The sequence below is a fragment of the Klebsiella sp. Sb-30 genome (assembly GCF_057652795.1).
The window spans coordinates 4878809-4903234 of sequence record NZ_CM172749.1 but is presented as its reverse complement, the minus strand read 5'-3'; the positions used below and the strand labels follow the sequence as shown (position 1 = coordinate 4903234).

The window sequence follows — 24426 nt, the reverse complement described above, 5'->3', positions numbered from 1 at the left end:
GTTATAATAGGCGCAAGTGAAGTGGTTCACGGCCCAATTAACCCGGCGCATACCGCCCCAGATGAGTACCTTTAATGAGTGAAATGATTTACGGCATCCACGCGGTGCAGGCCCTGCTCGAGCGCGCTCCAGAGCGTTTTCAGGAAGTTTATATTCTGAAAGGCCGCGAGGATAAACGCCTGCTGCCGCTGATCCATGCGCTGGAAGCGCAGGGCGTGGTGATTCAGGTGGCTAACCGTCAGTTTCTTGACGAGAAAAGCGAAGGTGCCGTGCATCAGGGGATTATTGCCCGGGTGAAGCCGGGACGTCAGTATCAGGAGAACGATCTCCCGGACCTGCTTGCCTCGCTTGAGCAGCCGTTCCTGCTGATCCTCGATGGCGTCACCGATCCGCACAACCTCGGCGCCTGCCTGCGTAGCGCCGATGCCGCCGGAGTACACGCGGTGATTGTACCGCGCGACCGTTCCGCCCAGCTGAACGCGACCGCGAAAAAAGTGGCCTGCGGCGCGGCGGAAAATGTCCCGCTGATCCGCGTCACCAACCTCGCGCGCACCATGCGCCTGCTGCAGGAAGAGAATGTCTGGATCGTCGGCACCGCGGGTGAAGCGGACCATACCCTGTTCCAGAGCAAAATGACCGGCCCGATGGCGCTGGTCATGGGGGCGGAAGGGGAAGGGATGCGTCGTCTGACCCGTGAACATTGCGATGAGTTAATCAGTATCCCGATGGCGGGCAGCGTCTCTTCATTGAACGTTTCTGTCGCGACCGGGATTTGCCTGTTTGAAGCGGTGCGCCAGCGTAGCTGATATGTTTGCCGGGTGGCGACTGCGCCTTACCCGGCCTCCAGAACCGTAGGCCCGGCAAGCTTGCGCCGCCGGGCAATTTTGTCACTCATCCAGCGACCGCAAATGGTCGTTTTTCTTCAGCGTCATCAGCGCGAAAATACTCACCACCGCCGTTGCCATCACGTAATAAGCCGGAATATCGAGGTTCCCCGTCTGCTTAATCAGACCGGTGATAATCAGCCCTGCGCATCCCGAGAAAATCGCGTTCGACAGTGAATACGCCAGCCCAAGCCCGGTGTAACGTACTTTGGTCGGGAACATCTCTGACAGCATCGCGGGTCCTGGGCCCGCCAGCATGCCGACTAATCCCCCGGCCACCAACACGACCAGCGCTTTTACCAGCAGCGTGCTGGATTCCGCCTGCAGAATTTTCAGCAGCGGGAGCGCCAGAATGAGCAGCAGCACGGCGGCAACCACCATCACGTTGCGGCGTCCCCATTTATCGCTAAGTATCCCGGCGGGCAGAATCGTCATGGCGAAACCAATATTGGAGATCACCGCAATCAGCAATGCCTGATTAAAACCGGTATGCAGCGAGGATTGCAGATAGGCGGGCATAATCACCAGATAGGTGTACCCCGCAGCGGACCAGACCATCAGGCGGCCAATGCCGGTCAGAATGGCCTTCAGCGTCTGGCCGACGTTCGCCGTGGGCTGCGGATACTGTTGTTGCTGCTTCTGCTGACGGAGAAAGCCCGGCGTCTCTTCCATCTTCACCCGTAGCCAGAGCGCCACGCCACCCATCGGTATGGCGAGGAAGAAGGGCAGGCGCCAGCCCCAGGCGTACAGCTCCTCCGGGCTCAGAACGACTGAAATCAACGCCACGATGCCCGCCCCCGCCAGCAGCCCTAATGCCACGGTAAACGATTGCCAGGCGCCATACAGCCCGCGTTTGCCGCGTGGGGCGAACTCGGTCATCAGCGATACCGCGCCGCCATACTCACCGCCGGCAAACAGGCCCTGAAGAATGCGCAGTCCCGTCAGAATCAGCGGTGCGGCAATCCCGATACTGGCATAAACCGGCACCAGGCCAATGGCTGTCGTCGCCAGGGTCATCATTACCAGCACGATAATCAGCGTGGGCTTACGGCCAATACGATCGCCGATCCGACCAAAAATAATGGCGCCTAACGGGCGGAAGAAGAAAGCGATCGCGAACGACGCGTAGGTCAGGATCAGGCCGGTCAGCGGCGCTTCCCCTGCAAGCTGAAAGAAGTTGCGGGCGATAACCGTCGCCAGAAAGCCATATACCGCGAACTCGTACCATTCAATAAAGTTGCCGATAGAGCCGGCGATCAGCGCGCGTTTATGCGCGCCCATTGTGGTTGTTACGGTCTGCATAAATCATCCTGATATGAGCAAAAAAGTTACAAATGAATAAACTATTCCATACATTTCCTATTATGAAATTTAAAATTCTTGTGGCTGTGATGGGCTTCACGAAGGGGCAGATGGTTTATTTGTGACCGGACTCGCGGGCGATGTCCGGTGAGGGTAGCCATACTGAATAGTAATGCCAATGACGCAAGGAGACAGTATGGCCTGGCAAACGCATACCGTGTTCAATCAGCCTGCGCCGCTGATGAACAGCAATTTATTTCTGTCGGATAGTGCGCTGCGTGAAGCCGTAACGCGCGAAGGGGCCGGATGGGACAGTGATTTACTGGCCAGTATCGGCCAACAGCTGGGGGCGGCGGAGTCGCTGGAGCTGGGGAGACTGGCGAACAGTAATCCGCCGGAGCTGCTGCGCTACGATGCGACCGGTAGCCGGCTTGATGATGTCCGGTTTCACCCTGCCTGGCACTTGTTGATGCAGGGGCTGTGTGCCAACCGGGTACATAACCTTGCCTGGCAGGAGGAAGCCCGCGCAGGCGCCTTTGTCGCGCGCGCCGCCCGCTTTATGCTGCATGCGCAGGTGGAAGCGGGGACGCTGTGTCCGGTCACCATGACCTTTGCGGCTACGCCACTGTTACAGCAGGCGCTACCCACACCTTTTAGCGACTGGCTGCCCCCCTTGCTGAGCGACCGCTACGATCCGCATCTGGCGCCGGGCGCTCAGAAACGTGGGGTGCTAATTGGCATGGGGATGACGGAAAAGCAGGGGGGATCTGATGTCCTGATCAATACCACCCGGGCGGAAAAAACTGCCGAAGGTTTTTATCATCTGGTCGGTCACAAATGGTTTTTCTCGGTTCCGCAAAGCGATGCGCACCTGGTTCTCGCTCAGGCGCCGGAAGGTCTCTCCTGCTTTTTCGTGCCCCGTCTGCTTCCCGACGGTCAGCGCAATGCGCTGCATCTGGAGCGGCTGAAAGATAAGCTCGGCAACCGCTCGAATGCCAGCAGCGAAGTCGAATTCGTTGAAGCCTGCGGCTGGCTGGTGGGTGAAGAGGGCGATGGCGTTCGGCAAATCCTCAAAATGGGCGGGCTCACCCGTTTCGACTGCGCGCTCGGCAGCCACGCCTTAATGCGTCGGGCCTATTCGGTGGCGCTCTATCACGCGCTGCAGCGCCAGGCATTCGGTAAGAATCTGGTCGATCAGCCGATGATGCGTCAGGTGCTGGGCCAGATGGCGCTGCGCCTTGAAGGGCAGACCGCCTTTCTATTCCGTCTGGCGCGGGCGTGGGATAGCCGTGATGACGCCAGAGAGGTCCTCTGGGCACGCTTATTTACGCCGGCGGCGAAGTTTGCCATCTGCAAATCCGGGATTCCGTTCGTCGCAGAGGCGATGGAGGTGCTGGGCGGGATTGGCTACTGTGAAGAGAGCGAGCTGCCGCGCCTGTATCGTGAGATGCCGGTCAATAGTATCTGGGAAGGCTCAGGCAATATCATGTGTCTGGACGTGATGCGGGTACTCGGTAAACATCCGGCGGCGCTGGAGCTGCTGGCGGCGGAGTGCGCAGAGGTGAAGGGGCAGAATCGCCATTTCGACCGTACGTGGCGGCAGTTGCACCAGCTGCTACGGCGGCCTGCGGAAGAGCAGGGTAGAGAGATAGCCCGCCGGGTTTATATGCTCGGCGTCGGTGCGCAGATGCTACGCTACGCCTCGCCGCCGCTGGCGGAGGCCTGGTGTCGCATGATGCTCGACACGCGCGGCGGTATGCGGCTGGATGAGCCGACGCTGGAGGATTTACTGCTACGTGCGATGGGGCGTGGACGTCAGGCGCCTCAGGCGTAAAGAATGGCCTGGACTCGCCAGTTATCCGGCTGCTGCTCCTCGTACATCTGTACGATGCGATACCACGATGCGCCTTGTTCATCGGCCTTTACGGCGATGGCATGCTCGACGTCCTGCTGGCTGCCGGCAATATTATTGACCGAGATCAGGCCAATTTCATTGAGGCCGGTGACGCAGTCCGCGCTGGCGAATTCCGCTGACTGTGCGCAGGTGTTTGCTGTCGCTGTGGTCAGCAGCAGAGCGGGTAGGGTAAAAGATCGTTTCATCGTCGTCAGCTCCATTTCACGTAGTCCCGAGGGCAGTCCGTTGCTAACGTCCTGCCAGGTTGGCTGGCCGAACGTTATTATGCACAGGAGAACGTGAATGGACGCAAAGCAGTGTAAAGCTGGCTAAAAGACGGTGTACCGCTATTTACGGTACAGAATCGCTTGCGAATACCACTGGCCGGGAACCATGGTGTCATCAATCATGATGATGACGTAGTAATCCGCTTTAGCCGTTTCTGCCTTCGCTTTCAACGCCGCTTCGACATCCATCGGCGAACCGTACATCAACACGCTCACCGTCCCCATTTTTTGTAGCCCTGTCGTCTGGTTACGGTGAATCTCTTGCGGATGGTCGGTTGCGGGTGGTGGCGCTTCTGGCGTCCCTTGCAGGGCACTACAACCGCTCAGTGCGATAGCCAGAAACCACGGTGTTAACCTGCGCATAACCATATCTCGTTTCCTGATAGTCATAGTGTAGTGGTAGCCTGAATGTCATTTCCGGGGAATGTTCCCGAAGTGTTATCTCTGACGCGATTTTCGAATGAAAATATCGTGAAAGCGTAACCGAGTTCTCAACATTATGAATCATGGCGAACCTGGTTTCTTGCTGAATATGTCAGCCTATGACATACCCTCATTTTAGTGAAAGGAGATGGTCAATGATTGCTCTCGAAATACGTCGTCTGGCGGGGGGCGAAGTGCTACATGCCTGCCCGCAGTATGCACTGGATAAGCCATTGCCCTGCATCATCTTTTATCACGGCTTTACCTCCTCAAAGCTGGTGTACAGCTACTTCGCCGTAGCGCTGGCGGAAGCCGGTTTTCGGGTCATTATGCCCGATGCGCCAGAGCATGGCGCACGTTACGATGGCGATGATCGCGGACGAATGCAGCGCTTCTGGCCGATTTTACTGCAAAATTTTGCCGAGTTTCCGGCCTTGCGCGAGGCGGTTATCGGGCAGGGCTGGGTTGAAGGGGATCGTCTGGCGGTCGCCGGGGCATCAATGGGCGGCATGACGGCGCTGGGAATAATGACCCACCATCCGGAACTAAAAAGCGTGGCTTGTCTGATGGGCTCCGGCTATTTTACCCGGCTCTCGCAGAGCCTGTTCCCTTCGCCTGCCGTCAGTGCCGAACGGTTGGCTGAGTGGGATGTCACTCAGCAGCTCAGCACGCTGGCCAACAGACCGCTATTGCTCTGGCACGGCGAGGAAGATGACGTGGTGCCGCCTGAAGGTACCTTCAGGCTCCAGCAGGCGCTGCGGCAAAACGATCTGGATACTCACCTGACCTGCATCTGGCAAAAAGGGGTTCGCCACCGGATAACGCCGGAGGCGTTAGCGGCGACGGTGGCATTTTTTCAGCGCAGCCTTTAAACGCGAATGACCTGAACACCCTGATCCTCAAGCTGCTTGAGGATCGCTTCATCCGCCTGTTTTCCGGTAATCACCAGGTCGATTTGCCCGGCCTGGCTGAACAGCATTCCGGCGCGTTCGCCAACTTTGCTGCTATCTACCAGCACCGCGAGTTTGCCAACGACGTTAAGCATTTTTTGCTCGGCCATCGCGGTAAGCATATCGGTTTTATATAGCCCTTCGGCGGTCAGCCCTTTGCCGCTGGTGAACATCCAGTGCCCGGCATACAGGCTATTTTCACTGCCCTGCGGGCTCAAGGTGATGGAGTGGCTACGGTTATACTGTCCACCCATAATGATGACGCTGTCGTGTTCCTGGTCGATCAGGTAATTGGCCAGCGGCAGATAGTTAGTAATGATCTGTACTGGCTTACCGCACAGCTCTTGCCCCAGCAGGAATGCGGTAGAGCCGCAGTTGATGACGATGCTTTCGCCCGGGTTAACCAGTTGCGAAGCCGCCCGCGCAATGCGTACTTTCTCGTCGTGGTTTTGGGCCTGGTGAATGTTCATCGGCGACCAGCGCGGGCGCTGCTCGCTGATGGCTTCAGCGCCATTGCGGACTTTTTTCAGCTTACCGCTTTCGTCGAGTTTATTGATATCGCGTCGTGCCGTTGCCGGAGAAATTCCCAGCCGGGAAATCACCTGCTCCACGGTGACAAATCCCGTTTGTGCCAGCAAATCCAGTAAAATTTGATGTCTTTGCGCTTCCGTCATGAGCAAATCCGATTAAAAGTGATAAGCAAAGATGATATTTGAAATCAGGTGAAAATACTAATGCTGACGGGATAATTTCCGGCGAGGGGGCAAGGACTTCCGCTCGCCGGATGAATCTTACAGGAATGACTTGAAAGGCAGGTCCGGTTCCATGGTAAAGCAGTCGTCGAATCCGCGCGGATAGTGGTATTCGAAGTTGTCTTTATCCAGTGGCCAGGTGAATTTCCCACCCACCTGCCAGATGAAAGGCTTAAAGCCATACTTCAGGCGGTCTTTCTTCATCTCCCACAGAACGCGTATTTCCTGCGGATCAGCCTGGAAATTTGACCAGATATCGTGATGGAACGGGATGACTACTTTGGTGTTCAGAGACTCGGCCATGCGCAGGATATCGGCGCTGGTCATTTTGTCGGTGATACCACGCGGGTTCTCGCCATAGGACCCCAGCGCCACGTCGATCTGGTGTTCGTTACCGTGTTTCGCATAGTAGTTGGAGTAGTGAGAATCGCCGCTATGATACAGATTGCCGCCCGGCGTTTTGAACAAGTAGTTTACCGCGCGCTCATCCATTCCGTCCGGCAGCACGCCAGCCGCTTTTTGAGCCGCAGGTAAGGTTATCAGGGCGGTACGGTCAAAAGCGTCGAGCGCGTGGATTTCAACATCTTTTATTTTTACGACATCGCCCGGTTTCATCACGATGCAGCGCTCTTTCGGGACGCCCCAGCCAATCCACAGATCGACGCAGGTTTGCGGGCCGATAAACGGCACGTCATCCGCACAGTTTTGCATGACGGCGGCAGCAACGTTTACATCAATGTGATCGTTATGATCGTGTGTGGACAGCACCGCATCAATCTGGCGAATAGCGAAGGGATCCAGTACAAACGGAGTGGTACGCAGGTTTGGCTGGAGCTTCTTAACGCCTGCCATACGCTGCATCTGATGGCCTGCTTTCATCAGTGGGTTCCCGTGGCTTTGTTTGCCGGTACCGCACCAGAAATCGACGCAGATATTGGCTCCGCCTTCGGATTTCAGCCAGATGCCCGTACAACCCAACCACCACATAGCAAAAGTGCCAGGCGCAACCTGCTCTTGTTCAATTTCTTCATTCAGCCAGCTGCCCCACTCTGGAAAAGTATTCAGGATCCATGACTCGCGGGTGATGGTTTGTACTTTACTCATTGATTTTTACCTCACGTTTTGTCAAAAGAAATCATTTGTTGATTCATTTTGATAAATACTGGCACCATTTTTTCAGGATTGCAATCCTGCATTTCGCCATCTACGAGATGTTTTTGGTAGGTGAATGGGAGGTAAATGCTTGTTTCATGATGCCTTAATGTCATCATTTAATTGATTTATATTGATTATTTTGTGATTTTAGAAAATGAGAATTAATACGGTAACGGTTTGGATGATTATTTGCGGCGTGTGTCACACTTAATCAAATATAATCTTGTTGTGATTACTTTTGATTATTAGAGTGATTGCAACAACAAACCCTGGGCGTAGCGTGCGTTCAGAGATTCCACCTTCTGGAGTGTGTTATGGAGATTCTCTACAACATCTTTACCGTTTTCTTTAATCAGGTGATGACCAACGCCCCTCTGCTGCTGGGGATCGTGACGTGCCTGGGCTATATCCTGCTGCGTAAAAGCGCCAGCGTGATTGTAAAAGGTACGATTAAAACGATTATCGGTTTTATGTTGTTGCAGGCAGGGTCCGGCATTCTGACCAGTACCTTTAAACCCGTCGTCGCGAAAATGTCTGAGGTTTACGGCATCAACGGTGCTATCTCCGATACCTATGCCTCTATGATGGCGACCATTGAGCGGATGGGGGAGGCCTACAGCTGGGTGGGCTATGCCGTGCTGTTAGCTCTGGCGCTGAATATTTGTTACGTATTGCTGCGGCGCATTACCGGTATTCGCACCATCATGCTGACCGGGCACATCATGTTCCAGCAGGCGGGGCTGATTGCCGTCTCTTTCTATATCTTCGGGTATCCGATGTGGACGACTATTATCTGCACGGCGGTACTGGTGTCTCTCTATTGGGGCATTACCTCCAACATGATGTACAAGCCGACCCAGGAAGTTACCGACGGCTGCGGATTCTCCATCGGACATCAGCAGCAGTTCGCCTCATGGATTGCTTATAAGGTCGCACCTTATCTGGGGAAAAAAGAAGAGAGCGTTGAAGATCTTAAGCTGCCAGGCTGGCTGAACATTTTCCACGACAACATCGTTTCCACGGCTATTGTAATGACCATTTTCTTTGGTGCGATCCTGCTCTCCTTCGGCATCGACACCGTCCAGGCGATGGCGGGAAAAACTCACTGGACGGTGTATATCCTGCAAACTGGTTTTTCGTTCGCCGTCGCTATTTTTATTATCACTCAGGGCGTGCGTATGTTCGTCGCCGAACTTTCCGAGGCGTTCAACGGGATCTCCCAACGCCTGATCCCCGGTGCCGTGCTGGCGATTGACTGTGCGGCGATTTATAGCTTTGCGCCGAACGCCGTTGTCTGGGGCTTTATGTGGGGCACCATTGGCCAGCTTATCGCTGTCGCTATCCTGGTGGGCTTCGGCTCTTCCATCCTGATTATTCCGGGCTTTATTCCGATGTTCTTCTCGAACGCGACTATCGGCGTCTTTGCGAACCACTTTGGCGGCTGGCGCGCGGCGCTCAAGATTTGTCTGGTGATGGGGATGATTGAAATTTTCGGCTGCGTGTGGGCGGTGAAGCTCACCGGTATGAGCGCCTGGATGGGCATGGCGGACTGGTCAATTCTGGCGCCGCCGATGATGCAGGGCTTTGCCTCTATCGGTATCGCGTTTATGGCCGTCATCATCATTATTGCACTGGCCTATATGTTCTTCGCAGGACGCACGCTGCGTGCTGAAGAGGACGCGGAAAAACAACTGGCAGATGCTTCTGCTCAATAAGGAGTTTTGACTATGACCGTACGTATTCTGGCTGTATGTGGCAACGGGCAAGGAAGTTCCATGATCATGAAGATGAAAGTGGACCAGTTTTTGACTCAATCAAATATTGATCACTCAGTGAACAGTTGCGCGGTGGGTGAATACAAAAGTGAATTAAGCGGCGCGGATATCATCATCGCCTCTACTCATATTGCCGGGGAGATTACTGTCTCCGGCAACAAATACGTGGTCGGCGTGCGCAACATGCTATCGCCTGCGGATTTTGGCCCAAAACTGCTGGAAGTGATCAAAGAACATTTCCCACAGGATGTGAAGTAAGGACGCCAAATGAAATTACGTGATTCGCTTGTCGAGAATAACTCCATTCTTTTGCAGGCAGATGCCAGTACCTGGCAGGAAGCCGTAAAGCTAAGCGTTGATTTATTGGTGAAGGCTGACGTGGTTGAGCCGCGCTACTACCAGGCCATTCTGGATGGCGTTGCCCAGCATGGGCCCTACTTTGTGATTGCGCCCGGTCTGGCGATGCCGCACGGACGACCGGAAGAGGGGGTTAAGAAAACGGGCTTTGCGCTGGTGACGCTGAGGAAGCCGCTGGCTTTCAACCATGAGGATAACGACCCGGTCGACATCCTGATCACCATGGCGGCCGTTGATGCCAATACCCATCAGGAGGTGGGCATCATGCAGATCGTCAATCTGTTTGACGATGAAGCGAATTTCGACCGTTTACGTGCCTGCCGCACCGTGCAGGAAGTACTGAATTTAATTGATAACGCCACGACGGCGGCCTTCTAAAAGGAGCATCAAATGTCATTACCTATGTTGCAGGTTGCGCTGGATAATCAATCAATGTCTTCCGCGTATGAAACGACACGCCTGATTGCCGATGAAGTGGATATTATTGAAGTTGGCACCATTCTTTGTATTGCCGAGGGCGTACGCGCCGTGCGCGACCTGAAAGCACTCTATCCCCACAAAATCGTGCTGGCGGACGCCAAAATTGCCGATGCCGGCAAAATTCTCTCTCGGATGTGCTTTGAAGCGCATGCCGACTGGGTGACTGTTATCTGCTGTGCAGATATCAACACCACCAAAGGTGCGCTGGATGTGGCGAAAGAATTTAACGGTGATGTACAGATCGAACTAACCGGCTACTGGACCTGGGAGCAGGCGCAGGAATGGCGCGATGCGGGCATTCAACAAGTGGTTTATCACCGTAGCCGCGATGCGCAGGCCGCTGGCGTAGCGTGGGGGGAGGCGGATATCAGCGCCATCAAGCGCTTGTCCGACATGGGCTTTAAAGTCACCGTTACCGGCGGCCTGGCGCTGGAAGATCTGCCGCTGTTCCAGGGTATTCCGATTCACGTCTTTATTGCCGGTCGCAGCATTCGCGACGCTGCTTCCCCGGTAGAAGCTGCACGGCAGTTTAAACGTTCTATTGCCCAGCTATGGGGCTAAGGAGCGGTTATGTTGTCGAAAAAAATTCCGCTCGGCATCTATGAAAAGGCGCTCCCTGCGGGGGGACGCTGGCTGGATCGCTTGCGACTGGCGAAAAAACTCGGTTTTGACTTTGTCGAAATGTCGGTGGATGAAACTGACGCTCGGCTGGAACGGCTTGACTGGAGCCGGGAGCAGCGCCTGGAGCTAGTCAATGCGATTGCTGAAACCGGGGTACGGGTGCCCTCTATGTGCCTCAGCGCCCACCGGCGCTTCCCGCTTGGTAGCGAAGATGACGCGGTACGGGCGCAGGGGCTGGAGATTATGCGCAAAGCCATTCAGCTGGCGCAGGATGTAGGCATTCGGGTGATTCAGCTTGCGGGTTATGACGTTTACTACCAGGAAGCCAACAACGAGACGCGCCGTCGTTTCCGGGATGGCCTGAAAGAGAGCGTCGAAATGGCGAGCCGCGCGCAGGTGACGCTGGCGATGGAGATTATGGATTACCCGCTGATGAACTCGATCAGTAAGGCGCTGGGCTACGCACACTACCTGAATAATCCGTGGTTCCAGCTCTATCCGGATATCGGCAACCTGTCAGCATGGGATAACGATGTGCAGATGGAGCTACAGGCCGGGATGGGTCATATCGTGGCGGTACATGTGAAGGATACTAAACCCGGCGTCTTTAAAAACGTCCCGTTTGGTGAAGGGGTCGTTGATTTCGAGCGTTGCTTTGAAACGCTCAAACAAACCGGCTACTGCGGACCCTACCTGATTGAAATGTGGAGCGAAACGACCGACGATCCGGCAGCTGAGGTGGCGAAAGCCCGCGATTGGGTGATGGCGCGGATGGCCAGTGCCGGGCTGGTGGAGGCGGCATAATGCAAAAAATTAAGCAGCAGGTTTTTGAAGCCAACATGGATTTACCGCGCTACGGCCTGGTGACCTTTACCTGGGGTAACGTTAGCGCGATCGATCGCGAACGCGGGCTGGTGGTAATTAAGCCTGGCGGTGTGGCCTATGAGACGATGAAAGTGAACGATATGGTGGTTGTGGATCTGCAGGGTAACGTGGTGGAAGGACGGTATCGTCCTTCTTCCGATACCGCCACCCATCTTGCGCTCTATCGCCGCTATCCGAGCCTTGGCGGCGTGGTGCATACCCACTCGACACACGCGACGGCCTGGGCGCAGGCCGGGCTGGCCATTCCCGCGCTGGGAACGACCCACGCAGACTACTTCTTTGGCGATATCCCCTGCACCAGGGCGTTGAGCCCGCGGGAAGTCGAAGAGGCTTATGAACTGAACACCGGGCTCGTGATCATCGAAACGCTGGGCGAGATAGACCCGCTCCTTACGCCGGGGATTGTGGTGTATCAACACGGACCTTTTACCTGGGGTAAAGATGCGCACGATGCGGTGCATAACGCGGTGGTGATGGAAGAAGTGGCGCGGATGGCGTGGATTGCTCGCGGAATCAATCCGCTGCTCAAGCCGATCGATAGCTGGCTGATGGACAAACACTTTATGCGAAAGCACGGACCAAATGCCTATTACGGGCAAAAGTAAGTCATGTGCTCCGGAGCCATTCATCTTGATGATGAATTAACCGGTCTGCTCCGGAGCCATTTTCGTATCGTTGGCAAACGCATGCCAGCAAGCGTCCGTTCACAAACTATCGCTTCGGCGAAAACGTCGAGGCGATGGCATTAAGACTTCACCCCGTGACGGGGCGAAGTCAAAGAGTCGGCTATTAGCGATAAATGGCTGCGCTGGCATGAATCACGCCGTTGCTTTCCGGTTCGTGAATCAGGATCGGCTGAAAATATTTTGCGCCTTGCGCATCGCTCAGCTGATTAAGTGCCCGATCGGCCTCTTGCTCAGTCGCCATATTATGGTTGATATAGATAACGCCCAGGCTCTGCACATCGTCCATGTTGCGTGCCTGGCGCCCATCGATTTTGATGGCTGCGAGCGCGTTGGCGCTCAGTAAAAGCGCAGCCATAGCGGCAATGATGATGTATTTCATACTCTACGCTCCTGACGTTCTGTCGGCCATGCTGGCGTTAAATCCGGGATCCTCCTGGGTTACCGATAGCTCTGATATAAGTGTAATCTCTGGCTACCGTGGGTATCGCGACCATTTCTGATGAAGTTGTTCAAAAAAGTGTCGCTGGTGCCGTTGATTAATTTTAAATCACTGACTTAGCGCGGCTTTACCGTTAGTGCGAATTATTTGCGCAATTTGCTTGTCTTAAAGGGGCGGCGAAAGTAGAATGACGCGTCAATTTTTCGGCCGCCCTTTAACACGTTCCTTGCCTCCATGGGCCGCGGCTGACCCAGACAGGAGGCTGAATAATCCGTAAGGAGCAATTCGATGCGTCATTACGAAATCGTTTTTATGGTCCATCCTGACCAGAGCGAACAGGTTCCGGGTATGATCGAACGTTACACTGGTGCAATCACTGCAGCAGAAGGTACGATCCACCGTCTGGAAGACTGGGGCCGCCGTCAGCTGGCTTACCCGATCAACAAACTGCACAAAGCTCACTACGTTCTGCTGAACGTTGAAGCTCCGCAGGAAGCGATCGATGAGCTGGAAACTAACTTCCGCTTCAACGACGCCGTTATCCGCAGCATGGTAATGCGTACTAAGCACGCTGTTACCGAAGCATCTCCGATGGTTAAAGCGAAAGACGAGCGCCGTGAGCGTCGCGAAGATTTCGCAAACGAAACCGCAGATGATTCTGAAGCTGGGGATTCTGAAGAGTAATCCTGATGACCAATCGTCTGGAGCTGTCCGGCATTGTTTGCAGGACGCCACTTCGTAAGGTCAGCCCGTCAGGAATTCCACACTGCCAGTTCGTGCTTGAGCATCGTTCAGTGCAGGAGGAAGCCGGTTTTCACCGGCAGGCATGGTGTCAAATGCCCGTGATTATTAGCGGACACGAGAACCAGGCCATTACTCACAGTATAACGGTCGGTAGCGCAGTGACCGTTCAGGGGTTCATCTCTTGCCACAAGGCAAAGAACGGCCTGAGCAAAATGGTTCTGCATGCCGAGCAGATTGAATTGATAGATTCTGGAGACTAGCCAAATGGCACGTTATTTCCGTCGTCGCAAGTTCTGCCGTTTCACCGCGGAAGGCGTTCAAGAGATCGACTATAAAGATATCGCAACGCTGAAAAACTACATCACCGAAAGCGGTAAGATTGTCCCAAGCCGTATCACCGGTACCCGTGCAAAATATCAGCGTCAGCTGGCTCGCGCTATCAAACGCGCACGCTACCTGTCCCTGCTGCCGTACACTGATCGTCATCAGTAATCGGTCACGGTCCATTAATACGACTTTGAGAGGATAAGGTAATGCAAGTTATTCTGCTTGATAAAGTAGCAAACCTCGGTAGCCTGGGTGATCAGGTTAACGTTAAAGCGGGCTATGCTCGTAACTTCCTGGTACCACAGGGCAAAGCTGTTCCTGCTACCAAGAAAAACGTTGAGTTCTTCGAAGCGCGCCGCGCTGAACTGGAAGCCAAACTGGCTGACGTTCTGGCCGCTGCTAACGCACGTGCTGAAGCAATCAACGCACTGGGCACCGTTACCATCGCGTCTAAATCTGGCGACGAAGGTAAACTGTTCGGTTCCATCGGTACCCGCGACATCGCTGACGCTGTAACTGCAGCTGGCGTTGCTGTTGCTAAGAGCGAAGTTCGTCTGCCGAACGGCGTTCTGCGCACCACCGGTGAGCACGAAGTGGACTTCCAGGTTCACAGCGAAGTCTTCGCGAAACTGGTTGTTAACGTTGTAGCTGAGTAATTTTTTACTCAGTTCGCGTCGAGACGCCGGCCTTGTGCCGGCGTTTTGCTTTTCTGCATTCCCCTTCTGTGGTTCTCTCCTGACACAATTGCAATATCAGGCCGTCAATGACCAATCCTTTGAGTGGGAAGCGTTGGTATGAGCGGATGCGACGCGGTACCAAATGAAGCGGGAAAAAGGGCACGGGAAGGAGACGGGGCGCCTTTGCGCAGGCCGGGCGTGATACCCGGCATGACCCGTGGATTCTTTACGGCGATTAGCGCGCGCGAATAAAACTGCCGTTCGCCTGACGGGTAAACAGCACCTGCTGTCCGCCGCCGGTATCAATTGTCAGGCCGGTCACCACGCCATTCGCGTTCTGGCGAATTTGCACCGTCTGCCCGGTTTGCAGCGAACTGAGCGGTTTGCCCGGACCTTCTACCTGGGCCATCGCATAGACGTCGGTTGGCGGCAGATTATGATCGCGGAACAGCTGGGCCAGGGTTTTACCCGCTTCTATGCGATAGGTACGCCACTGCTGCTCAATTCCCGGTGCCGACTGCTGCTGCTGTTGCTGCGGCTGAGAGTAGGCCTGGCTCTGTCCCTGATCCACCGGTTCGTCCTGAACCGGCTCCGGCGCCACCGGCGCCATCTGATCGGCGTCATTCACCGTCGGCGTAGTGGTAATCGGCGGCAGCGGCATGGCCTGTTGGGAAGATTGCGGCTGGGACTGCGATTGCAGGTCGATATTGGCTTCGCGGCCACTTTGTACCGGGCTGCTGCTCTCCTCTGACGGGAGCAGTATGCCGATAATCACCAGCAACGCGCCGGCAATGATGCCCCGGCGATGCATGGGCGGCAGCGGATCCATAATGCGAATATGATCCGGGGCGTGCCAGATCTTCGCCAGGGTAGGTGTGATGTCAAAGCGCCCGGGCATGGCTTTCCTCCTGCTCCGCATATTTTTATCCTGCTCTCCGTAGAGTATAGATGGCTAACTTCCTGATGGCCGAGACAAAGATATGTTTCGTGAGGTTAACCTGATATCTCCTATTGTTTCTGTTTCCCTCAGATTTGTCATCATCTCCGCGACAAAGTTTTACCCATCGGACGATGGCTGATATGCTGCCCACCACTTTATGCTCGTCGCGCTTCGAGTTGCTGATGCGCTGGCTGCGCCTGCCTGCACTGACCACACTGTGGCCTGTCCTGCCGGTGAATCATCCGCATGCCGCCTTCTTGCTATCTGGAATCCGTCGAGTATGAAATTTCCCCCCCGAAAAATAAGGAAAGAAGATGGCAACCCCGACTTTTGACACTATTGAAGCGCAGGCAAGTTACGGCATCGGCTTGCAGGTTGGACAACAGCTGAGCGAATCCGGCCTGCAGGGGCTGCTGCCTGAAGCACTGGTTGCCGGCATTGCCGATGCGCTGGAAGGCAATCAGCCGCAGGTGCCGGTGGAAGCCGTTCACCGCGCGCTGCGTGAAATCCACGAACGCGCTGACGCGGTACGTCGCGAGCGTTTCCAGGAGATGGCGGCCGATGGCCAGAAATACCTGGATGAAAACTGCGAGCGTGAAGGCGTGAACAGCACCGAATCCGGTCTGCAGTTCCGCGTTCTGACCCAGGGTGAAGGCGCGATCCCGGCGCGTACCGACCGCGTCCGCGTGCATTACACCGGTAAACTGATCGACGGTACCGTATTTGACAGCTCCGTGGCCCGTGGCGAACCGGCTGAGTTCCCGGTGACCGGCGTGATCGGCGGCTGGATTGAAGCGCTGACCCTGATGCCGGTGGGTTCCAAATGGGAACTGACTATTCCGCACAACCTGGCCTATGGTGAGCGCGGCGCCGGTGCTTCTATTCCTCCGTTCAGCACCCTGATCTTTGAAGTCGAACTGCTGGATATTATCTAATCAGCAGGTGCTTCCTCTCCCTTAAGGGGGAGGGAGCGACTAAAAATAGCGCAAAATACTTAAGTTAGGAATTTGTTGGAATTTTATGTTGCGCTCAGGCTTTTTAGGTGTATTTTTGTGAGCTGTTTCGCGCTGCAGGAGTGATATAACACTCACTTTAAACATAAAATTAACATTATATCTAAATCATAGTATTCATCCCTCTGATTCTTACCTAATATCGATAAACCCTTTTTCAGGGTAATGACAAATGACGGGCCATCAGAGCCTGAACAACACAGACAGGTACAACAGGAAGAAAATCACATGGTAGATCAGGTTAAAGTCGCTGCCGAAGAGCAGGCTCCGACTGAACAATCGCTACGGCGAAATCTCACGAATCGACATATTCAGCTCATTGCCATTGGTGGCGCCATCGGGACGGGGCTGTTTATGGGATCCGGCAAAACCATCAGCCTCGCCGGGCCATCCATTATTTTTGTTTATATGATTATCGGCTTTATGCTGTTTTTCGTGATGCGCGCGATGGGCGAATTACTGCTGTCGAATCTGGAATATAAATCGTTCAGTGATTTTGCCGCCGACCTTCTGGGGCCGTGGGCCGGCTATTTTACCGGTTGGACCTACTGGTTCTGCTGGGTTGTGACCGGGATGGCCGACGTGGTGGCGATTACCGCCTACGCCCAGTTCTGGTTCCCTGGACTTTCCGATTGGGTGGCCTCGCTGGCGGTGATCCTGCTGCTGCTGAGCCTTAACCTTGCCACCGTGAAAATGTTCGGTGAGATGGAGTTCTGGTTCGCAATGATCAAAATCGTCGCCATTGTGGCGCTGATTGTGGTCGGCCTGGTGATGGTGATGATGCATTTCAAATCGCCGACCGGCGTGGAGGCGTCTTTTGCCCATCTGTGGAATGACGGCGGCTGGTTCCCGAAAGGTATCAGCGGATTCTTTGCCGGCTTCCAGATCGCGGTCTTCGCATTCGTCGGTATTGAGCTGGTAGGGACCACCGCTGCAGAAACCAAAGATCCGGAAAAATCCCTGCCGCGCGCGATTAACTCCATCCCGCTGCGTATTATTATGTTCTACGTCTTCGCCCTGATCGTGATTATGTCGGTGACGCCGTGGAGCTCCGTGGTGCCGACCAAGAGTCCGTTCGTCGAACTGTTTGTCCTGGTGGGCCTGCCGGCGGCGGCCAGCCTGATTAACTTTGTGGTGCTGACTTCGGCCGCCTCTTCGGCTAACAGCGGCGTGTTCTCAACCAGCCGTATGCTGTTCGGTCTGGCGCAGGATGGTCAGGCGCCGTCGATGTTTGCCAAGCTGTCGAAACGTGCGGTACCGGCGAAAGGGCTGACCTTCTCCTGTATGTGCCTGCTGGGCGGCGTGGTGATGCTGATGGTGAACCCGAGCGTGATTGCCGCCTTCACCATGATTACCACGGTATCGGCGATCCTGTTTATGTTCGTCTGGACCATTATTCTGTGCTCGTACCTGGTCTACCGTAAAAAGCGTCCGCATCTGCATGAGCAGTCCAAATATAAGATGCCGCTGGGTAAGCTGATGTGCTGGGTCTGTATGGCGTTCTTCGTCTTCGTGCTGGTGCTGTTGACGCTGGAAGCCGACACGCGCGAAGCGCTGATCGTCACCCCGCTGTGGTTTGTTCTGCTGGCGGCAGGTTGGTTCTTTGCCGGTAAGAAGCGTCTGGCGAAATAAAAAAATCTTCGGCAAAGATTTTTAACGTTGCTTGCAACGGCCCGTCATAAAAAAAGGCCACCGGGGTGGCCAATAAGACTGACAATGTCGAGGCGCCTGCGGGCGCCTTTTTTATTTTCCGGCGAGGGCACGCGGAAACAGAACGTTGTTCTCCAGGCTGATATGTTCCATCAGATCGTCGATCAGTTGGTTAATGCCGTTGTACATCGCTTTCCACGTGGTGCAGGCTTCCGGCGGCGGGGTGACATTGTTGGTGACATGCTTAATCACTTCCAGCAGCTCGCCCGCTTCGTCGTGTTCGCTTTCCATGACGCTGATAGGGCCGGCGGCCTGAGTCCCCATGCCCTGTTTGATCATCGGGAACAGGATCTGCTCCTCTTTCATCATGTGGCTGGAGAGCTCCTGATGCAGCATGGTCAGGTATTTGGCTAAGCCGTTCGGCACGTTGGGCTTATCGGTATGCACTCGTTCAACTTTGGTCGCCTGCAGGATAAGCTCCGGCAGCTGTTCGCGATGGCGATCGTGGTAGCGAACGATGATATGGTCGATGATTTCGGCATACGGTGCGCTACGCCAGTCTTTCTCTACCGGCTCTTCCGCCAGTCTGGCCAGTTCGGCTTCGATCGCCGCGACGTCCAGCTCCTTGCGCGATGCGGCGCGTTCCAGCGTCTGTTTGCCGCCGCAGCAGTAGTCCATATCGTATTTACGGAACAGCGCGGAGGCGCGCGGAATCGTCAGCGCCAGCTCGCCTAAAGGTTGGTCACGAAAAGCCATAGCGAATACCTCGTCTTTAAAAATATAAGATGTATATTAAATGCATCTTATGGGCAAGGGAATACCCCTTTCGGATACCAGGCTATTTTTTATTCTCGCAGACCCGCTCCACGACCACCGGTTTTTGTGGTCGGGAACAGACCGCGTAGACCACGCCAACAACCAGTAGCAGGATGCCGCTGAGCGTCAGCAGCGGTGGCATGCTTTGTCGTAACAGGAAGGTATACAGCAGGCCCGCCAGCGTTTCGAAGACGATGAGCGGCCCGAGAATGACCGTTGGCAGCTTCTGGCTGGCGATATTCCAGCACAATGCGCCGACCCAGGAGCAGAGGACGGCAATGGCCAGCATCAGCATTACGAAGAGCAGGGGGCGCGGGCCAAAGGGAAGCGGGAAGTCGACCTGCTGAGCATGCAGCCATCCGCAGGCAATCAGATAACCGGCCAGCGAGACCGGTAGCGTCACCAGCGCCTGCGCCGTCGCCCACATCATCGGATGCTTATCCGGGTTTTCCCGCAGCCAGCGCGCATTGCGCAACGCGTACCAGGCCCAGCAGGCCACCGATACCAGCGCCAGACCAATACCGGAACCGTAGCGCCAGATACTGAAATTGGGCAGTCCCTGGCGCAGTTCGGCAATATTGACGCACACCAGGCCGACAGCGATACAGGAGAGTGCCGGAAAGAGACGTCGCCACGGTAGCTTACCGTCACGCTGGCTGTAGAGCAGGTTAGCCATCACCGGCAGCACGACCGGAAGCGTGCCGATAATCATCGTCGATACCGGCGCGCCGGTGCGCTGAATGGCGCTGGCGAGACAAACGTAATAGATCAGGTTGCCCATCATGGTCAGCCCTAGCGCCGTCCACCAGTCTTGCCCGGAAAGCTGCCGCAGTCGCGCGCGACCGAGCCACGCCAGCGGCAGGGCAATCAACCCCAGCGCCAGATAGCGTCCCATGGATTGCAGTACCGCCGGGTATTCCGGCACCAGCACCGGGCCGACGAATATTAACCCCCACATCATCCCCGCCAGCAGGGCATACAACACACCACTAATCATCACGCCATCCGTACCGGTTTCAGTTGGCTAAAGTGTAGAAGAGGCCGCGTCGGGAATATTGTATGAGATTGCGCATTAGCGCCGGGCGACCTGCTTTTGATAGCGCACCGGGGTGATGCCATAGCGGCGGGTAAAGGCGCGGGTCAGGTGTGACTGATCGGTCAGACCGCTGGCGGCGGCCACTTCGGCAGCGGGCATTCCGTGGGTGAGGAAGGCTTTGGCGCGCCACAGGCGAATGGCCATCAGCATCTGATGGGGCGTGACGTGGAAATGCGCCTTAAACTGGCGCTGAAAGTGGTACGGGCTCAGGGAGGCAACCTGCGCCAGCTCATCAAGGGAGACGGCGTGCATATAGTTGTCATGCAGATAATCGCGCACGCGCTCGAAACGGTGGGTGGCTTCCGCGATAACCGGGGCGTGATGGGCCAGCGGGCGGAAGGTATCAATCACGTCGAGCAACAGACCCTGTTGAGCCAGCGGATCGTCGGTATGCCATAAGCCATAAATAAGCTGACAGAGCCGCTGCGAGCGCTGCGGATCCTGACGAACCACCTCACGGAACCACCAGTGGCGCACGCCGGTGACCTCTTCCAGCATCTGCGGTTCCAGATAGACCATACGGTAGCGCCAGCCGTCGGCGGTGGCCGCTTCTCCGGTGTGCAGTTCGTCAGGGTTCATGGTAACGATGGAGTTAACCGGAGCGACGTACTGGCTGCCGCGATAGCGAAAACGCTCGGCGCCGAGCTCAATTGCACCGATGCCGAAGGCTTCATGGGTATGGGGTTCGAAGGCGTAGCGGGAGATATGGGCATGGTACAACTCAACGCCAGGCAGCTGCGCCGGATGGCGAAAGCGCGCGCTGTCTCTCTCATCGTTGAACTGTTCCGGTACGCCCTGCATTGTGTTTCTCCCGACGGATATCCTTTTATTATTGGGGATGACCCGCCGGGAAGCTACAAAAATTAACCTTTTTGTAACCGTTACAGAATGCCTTTGATGCTCTCAGCCAGCGGTGTCGTCGGGCGACCAATCAACGCGCTCAGGGTGCGGCTGTCGTCAAACAGGCCGCCTTTGGCGGCGCCGACATCGGAGTCAGCGAGCATGTCCGCCAGCCCTGCCGGCAGGCCAACGCTCTTCAGCGCAGCGGCGAAGTCGGCTTCGCTCAGGTTCTGATACACCACGTTTTTACCGCTCTGCTTGCTCAGTGCGGCAGCCAGTTCGCTCAGGGTCCAGGCTTCATCGCCGGCCAGCTCGTACACTTTCCCGGCATGGCCCTCTTCAGCGATAACGCGTGCGGCGGCCTCGGCATAATCGGCGCGGGTCGCCGAGGCGATTTTTCCGTCGCCCGCAGCACCGATAAACACCCCATGCTCAAGCGCCGGCGGCGCGCTGGCGAGATAGTTCTCGGTGTACCAGCCGTTGCGCAGCAGAGCATAAGGGATACCGGAGTCGGCGAGCATTTTCTCGGTTTCAACATGCTCAACGTGCAGGCCAAGCGGCGATTTATCGGCATGCAGCAGGCTGGTATAAGCGATAAATTTTACCCCGGCGGCTTTGGCGGCATGAATGACGTTACGGTGTTGCGGGGTACGCTGACCGACTTCGCTGGAGGAGATCAGCAGCAGTTTATCCACGCCCTGCAGCGCCGCGGTGAATGCCGCTTCGTCGGTATAATCGGCCTGGCGGACCACAATACCCTGCTGGCTCAGCGCTTCGGCTTTTGCCGGGTTACGCACAATGGCCACAATCTGGCTGGCGGCCGTGGTTTTTAACAGATTCTGTAGGACGAGGTGGCCAAGCTGGCCGGTCGCGCCGGTAATAGCGATCATCAGTCTTCTCCTTCGTGTTGCGTGACAGTTGTGGTAAGCTAACACCTTAACTAACTTTTAGTAAGTACGTACAAAAAGGTAAGTATGAAAATGGCGAATCCGACGCTGAGCGAAAAAATGCGCGACGGGAATCTGTTTGCCGAGCAGTGCCCGTCACGCGATGTGCTGAAGCACGTGACCAGTCGCTGGGGGGTATTAATCCTGGTGGCGCTGCGCGGAGGAACCCATCGCTTCAGCGAGCTACGCCGTAAAATGGGCGGGGTCAGCGAAAAGATGCTGGCTCAGTCGCTGCAGGCGCTGGAGCAGGATGGCTTTATCAATCGGGTCTCGCGACCGGTCGTCCCGCCGCACGTAGAGTATAGCCTGACACCGCTTGGCGAGCAGGTTAGCGCGAAAGTGGCGGCGCTGGCGGACTGGATTGAGCTTAATCTGCCCGCGGTTCTGGCGAACCACGAGCAGATGGCATAACCACGGCGAATGCCCGGGCAGCGGCCGAGGCTTTACCCGGGCGGTTTCCCGCCGGGTAAAGCCTCACGCCAGCGGGGAAGCGGCATTACGGCCGCAAATCCAGCTGGTAAATCGCAAAACCGATATCGTCGGTTGCGACCTGATGCATCGGGTACTGCGCTTTCTCTTTAATAAATGCCGCGGCTTTTGCACCCGGAGAGGTTTCAAAGCGGATGTCCAGCGGCACCTTGCTGTGGACCGGGGCCAGACGCCAGTTGTTGTCGGCCGCCGGGTGGATAGCGCCCGCTTTTTTCGACTCTGCGCCGATCCATGCCGCCAGCACCGAACGGTTCTCGTCAGGCGAGGCAAAAGCAATGTGGCTATCGCCGGTTCCGGCAAATTTACCGCCGTAGGCGCGGTAGTTATTGGTGGCCACCAGGAAGGTGGCCGTCGGGTCAATCGGTTTACCGTTAAAGGTCAGATCCTTAATGCGTTCCGCCTGCGGGTGAATCATCTGACACTCGCCGTCGTATCGCGCCGGCTGGGTAACATCAATCTGGTAGTTTACGCCGTCAATCACATCAAAATTGTAGGTGCGGAAACCGTCCCAGTTGATTAACGACTGCGGTTTGCTGCTGGTGGGGTCAATCTGGTTAAACTGCCCGGCGGAGCACTCCAGCCACTCTTTCACCTCTTTACCACTGACCCTCATCACCACCAGAGTATTCGGGTAGAGATAGAGATCGGCGGCATTGCGGAAGGTGAGCTGGCCTTTCTCCACCTCGACGAAGCTGGTCGGGTCGTTTTTGCGGCCGCCGACTTTAAACGGCGCGGCGGCAGAAAGTACCGGCAGCGTTGCCAGGTCCGGGTCGCCCTGGATAGCGTGTTCGACATAGGCTTTCTGCGCCATATTGACCACCTGCACGGTAGGATCGTCCTGCACCAGCGCCAGATAGCTGTACATGTTGTCTGAAGACTGGCCGATGGGTTTGCTGACGAACTCGCGGGTGGCGTCATGATCGGCTTTTAGTACCTTCACCATGTTCGCGTCTTCCGCCGCCAGGGATTTTTTCGCCACGGCGTCATAGACAGGGCGCGCCTCGGCTTTGGCCTGAGCGACCCGCCATTGACCGGCATCGTTGTTCAGCACCAGATCGACGACGCCAAGGTGGTCACCCCACATCCCGGGCATCACGGCCGGGATGCCGTTCAGGGTACCTTTGTCGATATCTGCCCCCTGAATGGCGGCAAAATCTTTCCCCGGGAACACCGCATGGGCGTGGCCGAACATAATGGCATCCACGCCGGGCACCTGGCTGAGGTAGTACACCGAATTTTCCGCCATCGCGTGGTAAGGATCGGCAGATAGTCCCGAATGTGCGACGACCACCACCACATCTGCGCCTTTTTTACGCATTTCCGGCACATACTGACGCGCGGTTTCGGTGATATCGTTGACGGTCACTTTGCCGCTGAGATTGGCTTTATCCCAGGTCATGATTTGCGGCGGCACAAAACCGATATAGCCGATACGCAGCGTCTGCGTTTTGCCGTCGCGATCCTGCACCGCCGTCTCTTTAATCAGGTACGGCGTAAACATCGGTTGACCGGTTTTGGTATCGATAATATTGGCGTTTACGTAGGGAAATTTCGCCCCGGCGAGCGCCTTGTGCAGGAAATCAAGGCCGTAGTTGAACTCGTGATTGCCGAGGTTACCTACCGCGTAGTCCAGCGTATTCATTGCCTTATATACCGGGTGGACATCACCGCTGTTGAGCCCTTTGGCGGCCATGTAGTCACCCAGCGGACTTCCCTGAATAACATCGCCGTTATCGACCAGCACGCTGTTTTTGACTTCCTGGCGGGCCTTTTCAATCAGCGTAGCGGTGCGCACGAGGCCAAATTTTTCCGTTGCGGCGTCTTTGTAGTAGTCGAAATCCATCATATTGCTATGCAAATCGGTGGTTTCCATAATTCGCAAATCGACCGTCGCGGCGTTCACGCTGGCGGCAATCAGCGTGGCCAGTAACGTTGCGCTAAACTTAATCATCAGAGGCGTCCTTTTTATGAGCAATGGCACAGAAGAAAATGTATGT

28 protein-coding genes are annotated in these 24426 nt (G+C 55.7%); 16 read left to right on the top strand and 12 right to left on the bottom strand.

Annotated elements, in window-relative coordinates; all coding sequences use genetic code 11:
* The first annotated feature begins 74 nt into the window (after window positions 1-74).
* Window positions 75-806 (top strand): 23S rRNA (guanosine(2251)-2'-O)-methyltransferase RlmB, encoded by a 732-nt coding sequence (gene rlmB, locus AC236I_RS22910; RefSeq protein ID WP_004857074.1) that lies wholly within the window; start codon window positions 75-77, stop codon window positions 804-806.
* An 81-nt stretch (window positions 807-887) separates the two neighbouring features.
* Here the strand turns inward: rlmB and AC236I_RS22905 are convergent, their stop codons facing one another.
* Window positions 888-2186 (bottom strand): MFS transporter, encoded by a 1299-nt coding sequence (locus AC236I_RS22905; protein ID WP_004857076.1) that lies wholly within the window; start codon window positions 2184-2186, stop codon window positions 888-890.
* A 196-nt stretch (window positions 2187-2382) separates the two neighbouring features.
* Between AC236I_RS22905 and AC236I_RS22900 the strand changes: the two genes are divergently transcribed.
* On the top strand, window positions 2383-4020 hold the full coding sequence (locus AC236I_RS22900) for an isovaleryl-CoA dehydrogenase (RefSeq protein ID WP_004857079.1): 1638 nt from the start codon (window positions 2383-2385) through the stop codon (window positions 4018-4020).
* On the opposite strand, the gene yjfN is transcribed toward AC236I_RS22900, so the two are convergent.
* Both yjfN and bsmA read right to left on the bottom strand, forming a co-directional pair.
* Window positions 4011-4286 (bottom strand): DUF1471 family protease activator YjfN, encoded by a 276-nt coding sequence (gene yjfN, locus AC236I_RS22895; RefSeq protein WP_004857081.1) that lies wholly within the window; start codon window positions 4284-4286, stop codon window positions 4011-4013. The two genes, AC236I_RS22900 and yjfN, sit on opposite strands and share 10 nt — an antisense overlap.
* Before the next feature lie 141 nt (window positions 4287-4427).
* Entirely contained in the window at window positions 4428-4736 is a 309-nt protein-coding gene (gene bsmA, locus AC236I_RS22890; protein WP_004857084.1) for a biofilm peroxide resistance protein BsmA, read from the bottom strand.
* 209 nt (window positions 4737-4945) lie between these two features.
* Between bsmA and yjfP the strand changes: the two genes are divergently transcribed.
* Window positions 4946-5662 carry an esterase gene (gene yjfP / locus AC236I_RS22885; RefSeq protein WP_064359455.1) on the top strand — a complete coding sequence of 239 codons (717 nt, stop codon included), beginning with the start codon at window positions 4946-4948 and terminating at the stop codon, window positions 5660-5662.
* Here the strand turns inward: yjfP and ulaR are convergent.
* Both ulaR and ulaG read right to left on the bottom strand, forming a co-directional pair.
* Window positions 5659-6414 (bottom strand): HTH-type transcriptional regulator UlaR, encoded by a 756-nt coding sequence (gene ulaR, locus AC236I_RS22880; RefSeq protein ID WP_004128109.1) that lies wholly within the window; start codon window positions 6412-6414, stop codon window positions 5659-5661. The genes yjfP and ulaR overlap by 4 nt on opposite strands.
* Window positions 6415-6531: 117 nt before the next feature.
* Entirely contained in the window at window positions 6532-7596 is a 1065-nt protein-coding gene (ulaG, locus tag AC236I_RS22875; RefSeq protein WP_015585323.1) for an L-ascorbate 6-phosphate lactonase, read from the bottom strand.
* 365 nt (window positions 7597-7961) lie between these two features.
* Here ulaG and ulaA point away from each other — a divergent pair, with 365 nt between their 5' ends.
* The 6 genes from ulaA to AC236I_RS22845 are packed head-to-tail and all read left to right on the top strand — an operon-like array spanning window position 7962 to window position 12370.
* Complete coding sequence (ulaA, locus tag AC236I_RS22870) at window positions 7962-9362, top strand: PTS ascorbate transporter subunit IIC (RefSeq protein ID WP_004857096.1); 1401 nt, start codon at window positions 7962-7964, stop codon at window positions 9360-9362.
* Window positions 9363-9374: 12 nt separating this feature from the next.
* Window positions 9375-9680 carry a PTS ascorbate transporter subunit IIB gene (ulaB, locus tag AC236I_RS22865; RefSeq protein WP_004857097.1) on the top strand — a complete coding sequence of 102 codons (306 nt, stop codon included), beginning with the start codon at window positions 9375-9377 and terminating at the stop codon, window positions 9678-9680.
* A gap of 9 nt (window positions 9681-9689) precedes the next feature.
* Entirely contained in the window at window positions 9690-10157 is a 468-nt protein-coding gene (gene ulaC / locus AC236I_RS22860) for a PTS ascorbate transporter subunit IIA (RefSeq protein ID WP_015585321.1), read from the top strand.
* A gap of 12 nt (window positions 10158-10169) precedes the next feature.
* Entirely contained in the window at window positions 10170-10820 is a 651-nt protein-coding gene (ulaD, locus tag AC236I_RS22855) for a 3-keto-L-gulonate-6-phosphate decarboxylase UlaD (protein WP_015585320.1), read from the top strand.
* Window positions 10821-10829: 9 nt separating this feature from the next.
* Complete coding sequence (locus AC236I_RS22850) at window positions 10830-11684, top strand: L-ribulose-5-phosphate 3-epimerase (RefSeq protein WP_044349736.1); 855 nt, start codon at window positions 10830-10832, stop codon at window positions 11682-11684.
* On the top strand, window positions 11684-12370 hold the full coding sequence (locus AC236I_RS22845; protein WP_004857111.1) for an L-ribulose-5-phosphate 4-epimerase: 687 nt from the start codon (window positions 11684-11686) through the stop codon (window positions 12368-12370). The genes AC236I_RS22850 and AC236I_RS22845 overlap by 1 nt, the downstream gene beginning before the upstream one ends.
* Before the next feature lie 184 nt (window positions 12371-12554).
* Here the strand turns inward: AC236I_RS22845 and AC236I_RS22840 are convergent, their stop codons facing one another.
* On the bottom strand, window positions 12555-12830 hold the full coding sequence (locus tag AC236I_RS22840; RefSeq protein WP_004857116.1) for a YdgH/BhsA/McbA family protein: 276 nt from the start codon (window positions 12828-12830) through the stop codon (window positions 12555-12557).
* 348 nt (window positions 12831-13178) lie between these two features.
* On the opposite strand from AC236I_RS22840, the gene rpsF reads away from it, so the two are divergent.
* From rpsF to rplI, 4 genes are read left to right on the top strand one after another with little or no spacing between them, the layout of a single operon-like run.
* The gene (gene rpsF / locus AC236I_RS22835) at window positions 13179-13574 is read left to right on the top strand and encodes a 30S ribosomal protein S6 (RefSeq protein ID WP_004098001.1); all 396 of its coding nucleotides are present in this window, start codon (window positions 13179-13181) and stop codon (window positions 13572-13574) included.
* A gap of 5 nt (window positions 13575-13579) precedes the next feature.
* Window positions 13580-13894 (top strand): primosomal replication protein N, encoded by a 315-nt coding sequence (priB, locus tag AC236I_RS22830; protein WP_004857121.1) that lies wholly within the window; start codon window positions 13580-13582, stop codon window positions 13892-13894.
* Window positions 13895-13898: 4 nt separating this feature from the next.
* Window positions 13899-14126: a 30S ribosomal protein S18 gene (rpsR, locus tag AC236I_RS22825; protein ID WP_000135199.1), complete on the top strand. Its 228-nt coding sequence runs from the start codon at window positions 13899-13901 to the stop codon at window positions 14124-14126.
* A gap of 41 nt (window positions 14127-14167) precedes the next feature.
* Entirely contained in the window at window positions 14168-14617 is a 450-nt protein-coding gene (gene rplI / locus AC236I_RS22820) for a 50S ribosomal protein L9 (protein ID WP_004857125.1), read from the top strand.
* Window positions 14618-14873: 256 nt separating this feature from the next.
* Here rplI and AC236I_RS22815 read toward each other — a convergent pair whose 3' ends face one another.
* Complete coding sequence (locus AC236I_RS22815) at window positions 14874-15536, bottom strand: LysM-like peptidoglycan-binding domain-containing protein (RefSeq protein ID WP_004857130.1); 663 nt, start codon at window positions 15534-15536, stop codon at window positions 14874-14876.
* Window positions 15537-15892: 356 nt separating this feature from the next.
* Between AC236I_RS22815 and bamJ the strand changes: the two genes are divergently transcribed.
* Both bamJ and cycA read left to right on the top strand, forming a co-directional pair.
* Window positions 15893-16513: an FKBP-type peptidyl-prolyl cis-trans isomerase gene (bamJ, locus tag AC236I_RS22810; protein ID WP_487608649.1), complete on the top strand. Its 621-nt coding sequence runs from the start codon at window positions 15893-15895 to the stop codon at window positions 16511-16513.
* A gap of 306 nt (window positions 16514-16819) precedes the next feature.
* Window positions 16820-18223, top strand: a complete 1404-nt coding sequence (gene cycA, locus AC236I_RS22805) for a D-serine/D-alanine/glycine transporter (RefSeq protein ID WP_004857136.1) — start codon at window positions 16820-16822, stop codon at window positions 18221-18223.
* 111 nt (window positions 18224-18334) lie between these two features.
* Here cycA and ytfE read toward each other — a convergent pair whose 3' ends face one another.
* The 4 genes from ytfE to AC236I_RS22785 all read right to left on the bottom strand — a co-directional run bounded on the left by ytfE (window position 18335) and on the right by AC236I_RS22785 (window position 21883).
* Window positions 18335-18997 carry an iron-sulfur cluster repair protein YtfE gene (gene ytfE, locus AC236I_RS22800; protein ID WP_123629053.1) on the bottom strand — a complete coding sequence of 221 codons (663 nt, stop codon included), beginning with the start codon at window positions 18995-18997 and terminating at the stop codon, window positions 18335-18337.
* Window positions 18998-19079: 82 nt separating this feature from the next.
* Window positions 19080-20054 carry a DMT family transporter gene (locus tag AC236I_RS22795; protein WP_487608648.1) on the bottom strand — a complete coding sequence of 325 codons (975 nt, stop codon included), beginning with the start codon at window positions 20052-20054 and terminating at the stop codon, window positions 19080-19082.
* A gap of 75 nt (window positions 20055-20129) precedes the next feature.
* Window positions 20130-20954, bottom strand: a complete 825-nt coding sequence (locus tag AC236I_RS22790; RefSeq protein ID WP_044348250.1) for an AraC family transcriptional regulator — start codon at window positions 20952-20954, stop codon at window positions 20130-20132.
* An 80-nt stretch (window positions 20955-21034) separates the two neighbouring features.
* A complete protein-coding gene (locus tag AC236I_RS22785) occupies window positions 21035-21883 on the bottom strand; it encodes an SDR family oxidoreductase (RefSeq protein WP_004857148.1) in 849 nt (282 codons plus the stop codon).
* A gap of 90 nt (window positions 21884-21973) precedes the next feature.
* On the opposite strand from AC236I_RS22785, the gene AC236I_RS22780 reads away from it, so the two are divergent.
* Window positions 21974-22351 (top strand): winged helix-turn-helix transcriptional regulator, encoded by a 378-nt coding sequence (locus AC236I_RS22780; protein WP_015585314.1) that lies wholly within the window; start codon window positions 21974-21976, stop codon window positions 22349-22351.
* 85 nt (window positions 22352-22436) lie between these two features.
* Here the strand turns inward: AC236I_RS22780 and AC236I_RS22775 are convergent, their stop codons facing one another.
* Window positions 22437-24380, bottom strand: coding sequence for a bifunctional 2',3'-cyclic-nucleotide 2'-phosphodiesterase/3'-nucleotidase (locus AC236I_RS22775; protein WP_032718584.1), 1944 nt, complete (start codon window positions 24378-24380; stop codon window positions 22437-22439).
* Window positions 24381-24426: the final 46 nt, after the last annotated feature.

Bases quoted from the DNA above. Each gene is read 5' to 3' on its own strand.
- rlmB (WP_004857074.1), top strand. From the start codon at position 75: ATGAGTGAAATGATTTACGGCATCCACGCGGTGCAGGCCCTGCTCGAG.
- AC236I_RS22905 (WP_004857076.1), bottom strand. From the start codon at position 2,186: ATGCAGACCGTAACAACCACAATGGGCGCGCATAAACGCGCGCTGATC.
- AC236I_RS22900 (WP_004857079.1), top strand. From the start codon at position 2,383: ATGGCCTGGCAAACGCATACCGTGTTCAATCAGCCTGCGCCGCTGATG.
- yjfN (WP_004857081.1), bottom strand. From the start codon at position 4,286: ATGAAACGATCTTTTACCCTACCCGCTCTGCTGCTGACCACAGCGACA.
- bsmA (WP_004857084.1), bottom strand. From the start codon at position 4,736: ATGGTTATGCGCAGGTTAACACCGTGGTTTCTGGCTATCGCACTGAGC.
- yjfP (WP_064359455.1), top strand. From the start codon at position 4,946: ATGATTGCTCTCGAAATACGTCGTCTGGCGGGGGGCGAAGTGCTACAT.
- ulaR (WP_004128109.1), bottom strand. From the start codon at position 6,414: ATGACGGAAGCGCAAAGACATCAAATTTTACTGGATTTGCTGGCACAA.
- ulaG (WP_015585323.1), bottom strand. From the start codon at position 7,596: ATGAGTAAAGTACAAACCATCACCCGCGAGTCATGGATCCTGAATACT.
- ulaA (WP_004857096.1), top strand. From the start codon at position 7,962: ATGGAGATTCTCTACAACATCTTTACCGTTTTCTTTAATCAGGTGATG.
- ulaB (WP_004857097.1), top strand. From the start codon at position 9,375: ATGACCGTACGTATTCTGGCTGTATGTGGCAACGGGCAAGGAAGTTCC.
- ulaC (WP_015585321.1), top strand. From the start codon at position 9,690: ATGAAATTACGTGATTCGCTTGTCGAGAATAACTCCATTCTTTTGCAG.
- ulaD (WP_015585320.1), top strand. From the start codon at position 10,170: ATGTCATTACCTATGTTGCAGGTTGCGCTGGATAATCAATCAATGTCT.
- AC236I_RS22850 (WP_044349736.1), top strand. From the start codon at position 10,830: ATGTTGTCGAAAAAAATTCCGCTCGGCATCTATGAAAAGGCGCTCCCT.
- AC236I_RS22845 (WP_004857111.1), top strand. From the start codon at position 11,684: ATGCAAAAAATTAAGCAGCAGGTTTTTGAAGCCAACATGGATTTACCG.
- AC236I_RS22840 (WP_004857116.1), bottom strand. From the start codon at position 12,830: ATGAAATACATCATCATTGCCGCTATGGCTGCGCTTTTACTGAGCGCC.
- rpsF (WP_004098001.1), top strand. From the start codon at position 13,179: ATGCGTCATTACGAAATCGTTTTTATGGTCCATCCTGACCAGAGCGAA.
- priB (WP_004857121.1), top strand. From the start codon at position 13,580: ATGACCAATCGTCTGGAGCTGTCCGGCATTGTTTGCAGGACGCCACTT.
- rpsR (WP_000135199.1), top strand. From the start codon at position 13,899: ATGGCACGTTATTTCCGTCGTCGCAAGTTCTGCCGTTTCACCGCGGAA.
- rplI (WP_004857125.1), top strand. From the start codon at position 14,168: ATGCAAGTTATTCTGCTTGATAAAGTAGCAAACCTCGGTAGCCTGGGT.
- AC236I_RS22815 (WP_004857130.1), bottom strand. From the start codon at position 15,536: ATGCCCGGGCGCTTTGACATCACACCTACCCTGGCGAAGATCTGGCAC.
- bamJ (WP_487608649.1), top strand. From the start codon at position 15,893: ATGGCAACCCCGACTTTTGACACTATTGAAGCGCAGGCAAGTTACGGC.
- cycA (WP_004857136.1), top strand. From the start codon at position 16,820: ATGGTAGATCAGGTTAAAGTCGCTGCCGAAGAGCAGGCTCCGACTGAA.
- ytfE (WP_123629053.1), bottom strand. From the start codon at position 18,997: ATGGCTTTTCGTGACCAACCTTTAGGCGAGCTGGCGCTGACGATTCCG.
- AC236I_RS22795 (WP_487608648.1), bottom strand. From the start codon at position 20,054: ATGATTAGTGGTGTGTTGTATGCCCTGCTGGCGGGGATGATGTGGGGG.
- AC236I_RS22790 (WP_044348250.1), bottom strand. From the start codon at position 20,954: ATGCAGGGCGTACCGGAACAGTTCAACGATGAGAGAGACAGCGCGCGC.
- AC236I_RS22785 (WP_004857148.1), bottom strand. From the start codon at position 21,883: ATGATCGCTATTACCGGCGCGACCGGCCAGCTTGGCCACCTCGTCCTA.
- AC236I_RS22780 (WP_015585314.1), top strand. From the start codon at position 21,974: ATGGCGAATCCGACGCTGAGCGAAAAAATGCGCGACGGGAATCTGTTT.
- AC236I_RS22775 (WP_032718584.1), bottom strand. From the start codon at position 24,380: ATGATTAAGTTTAGCGCAACGTTACTGGCCACGCTGATTGCCGCCAGC.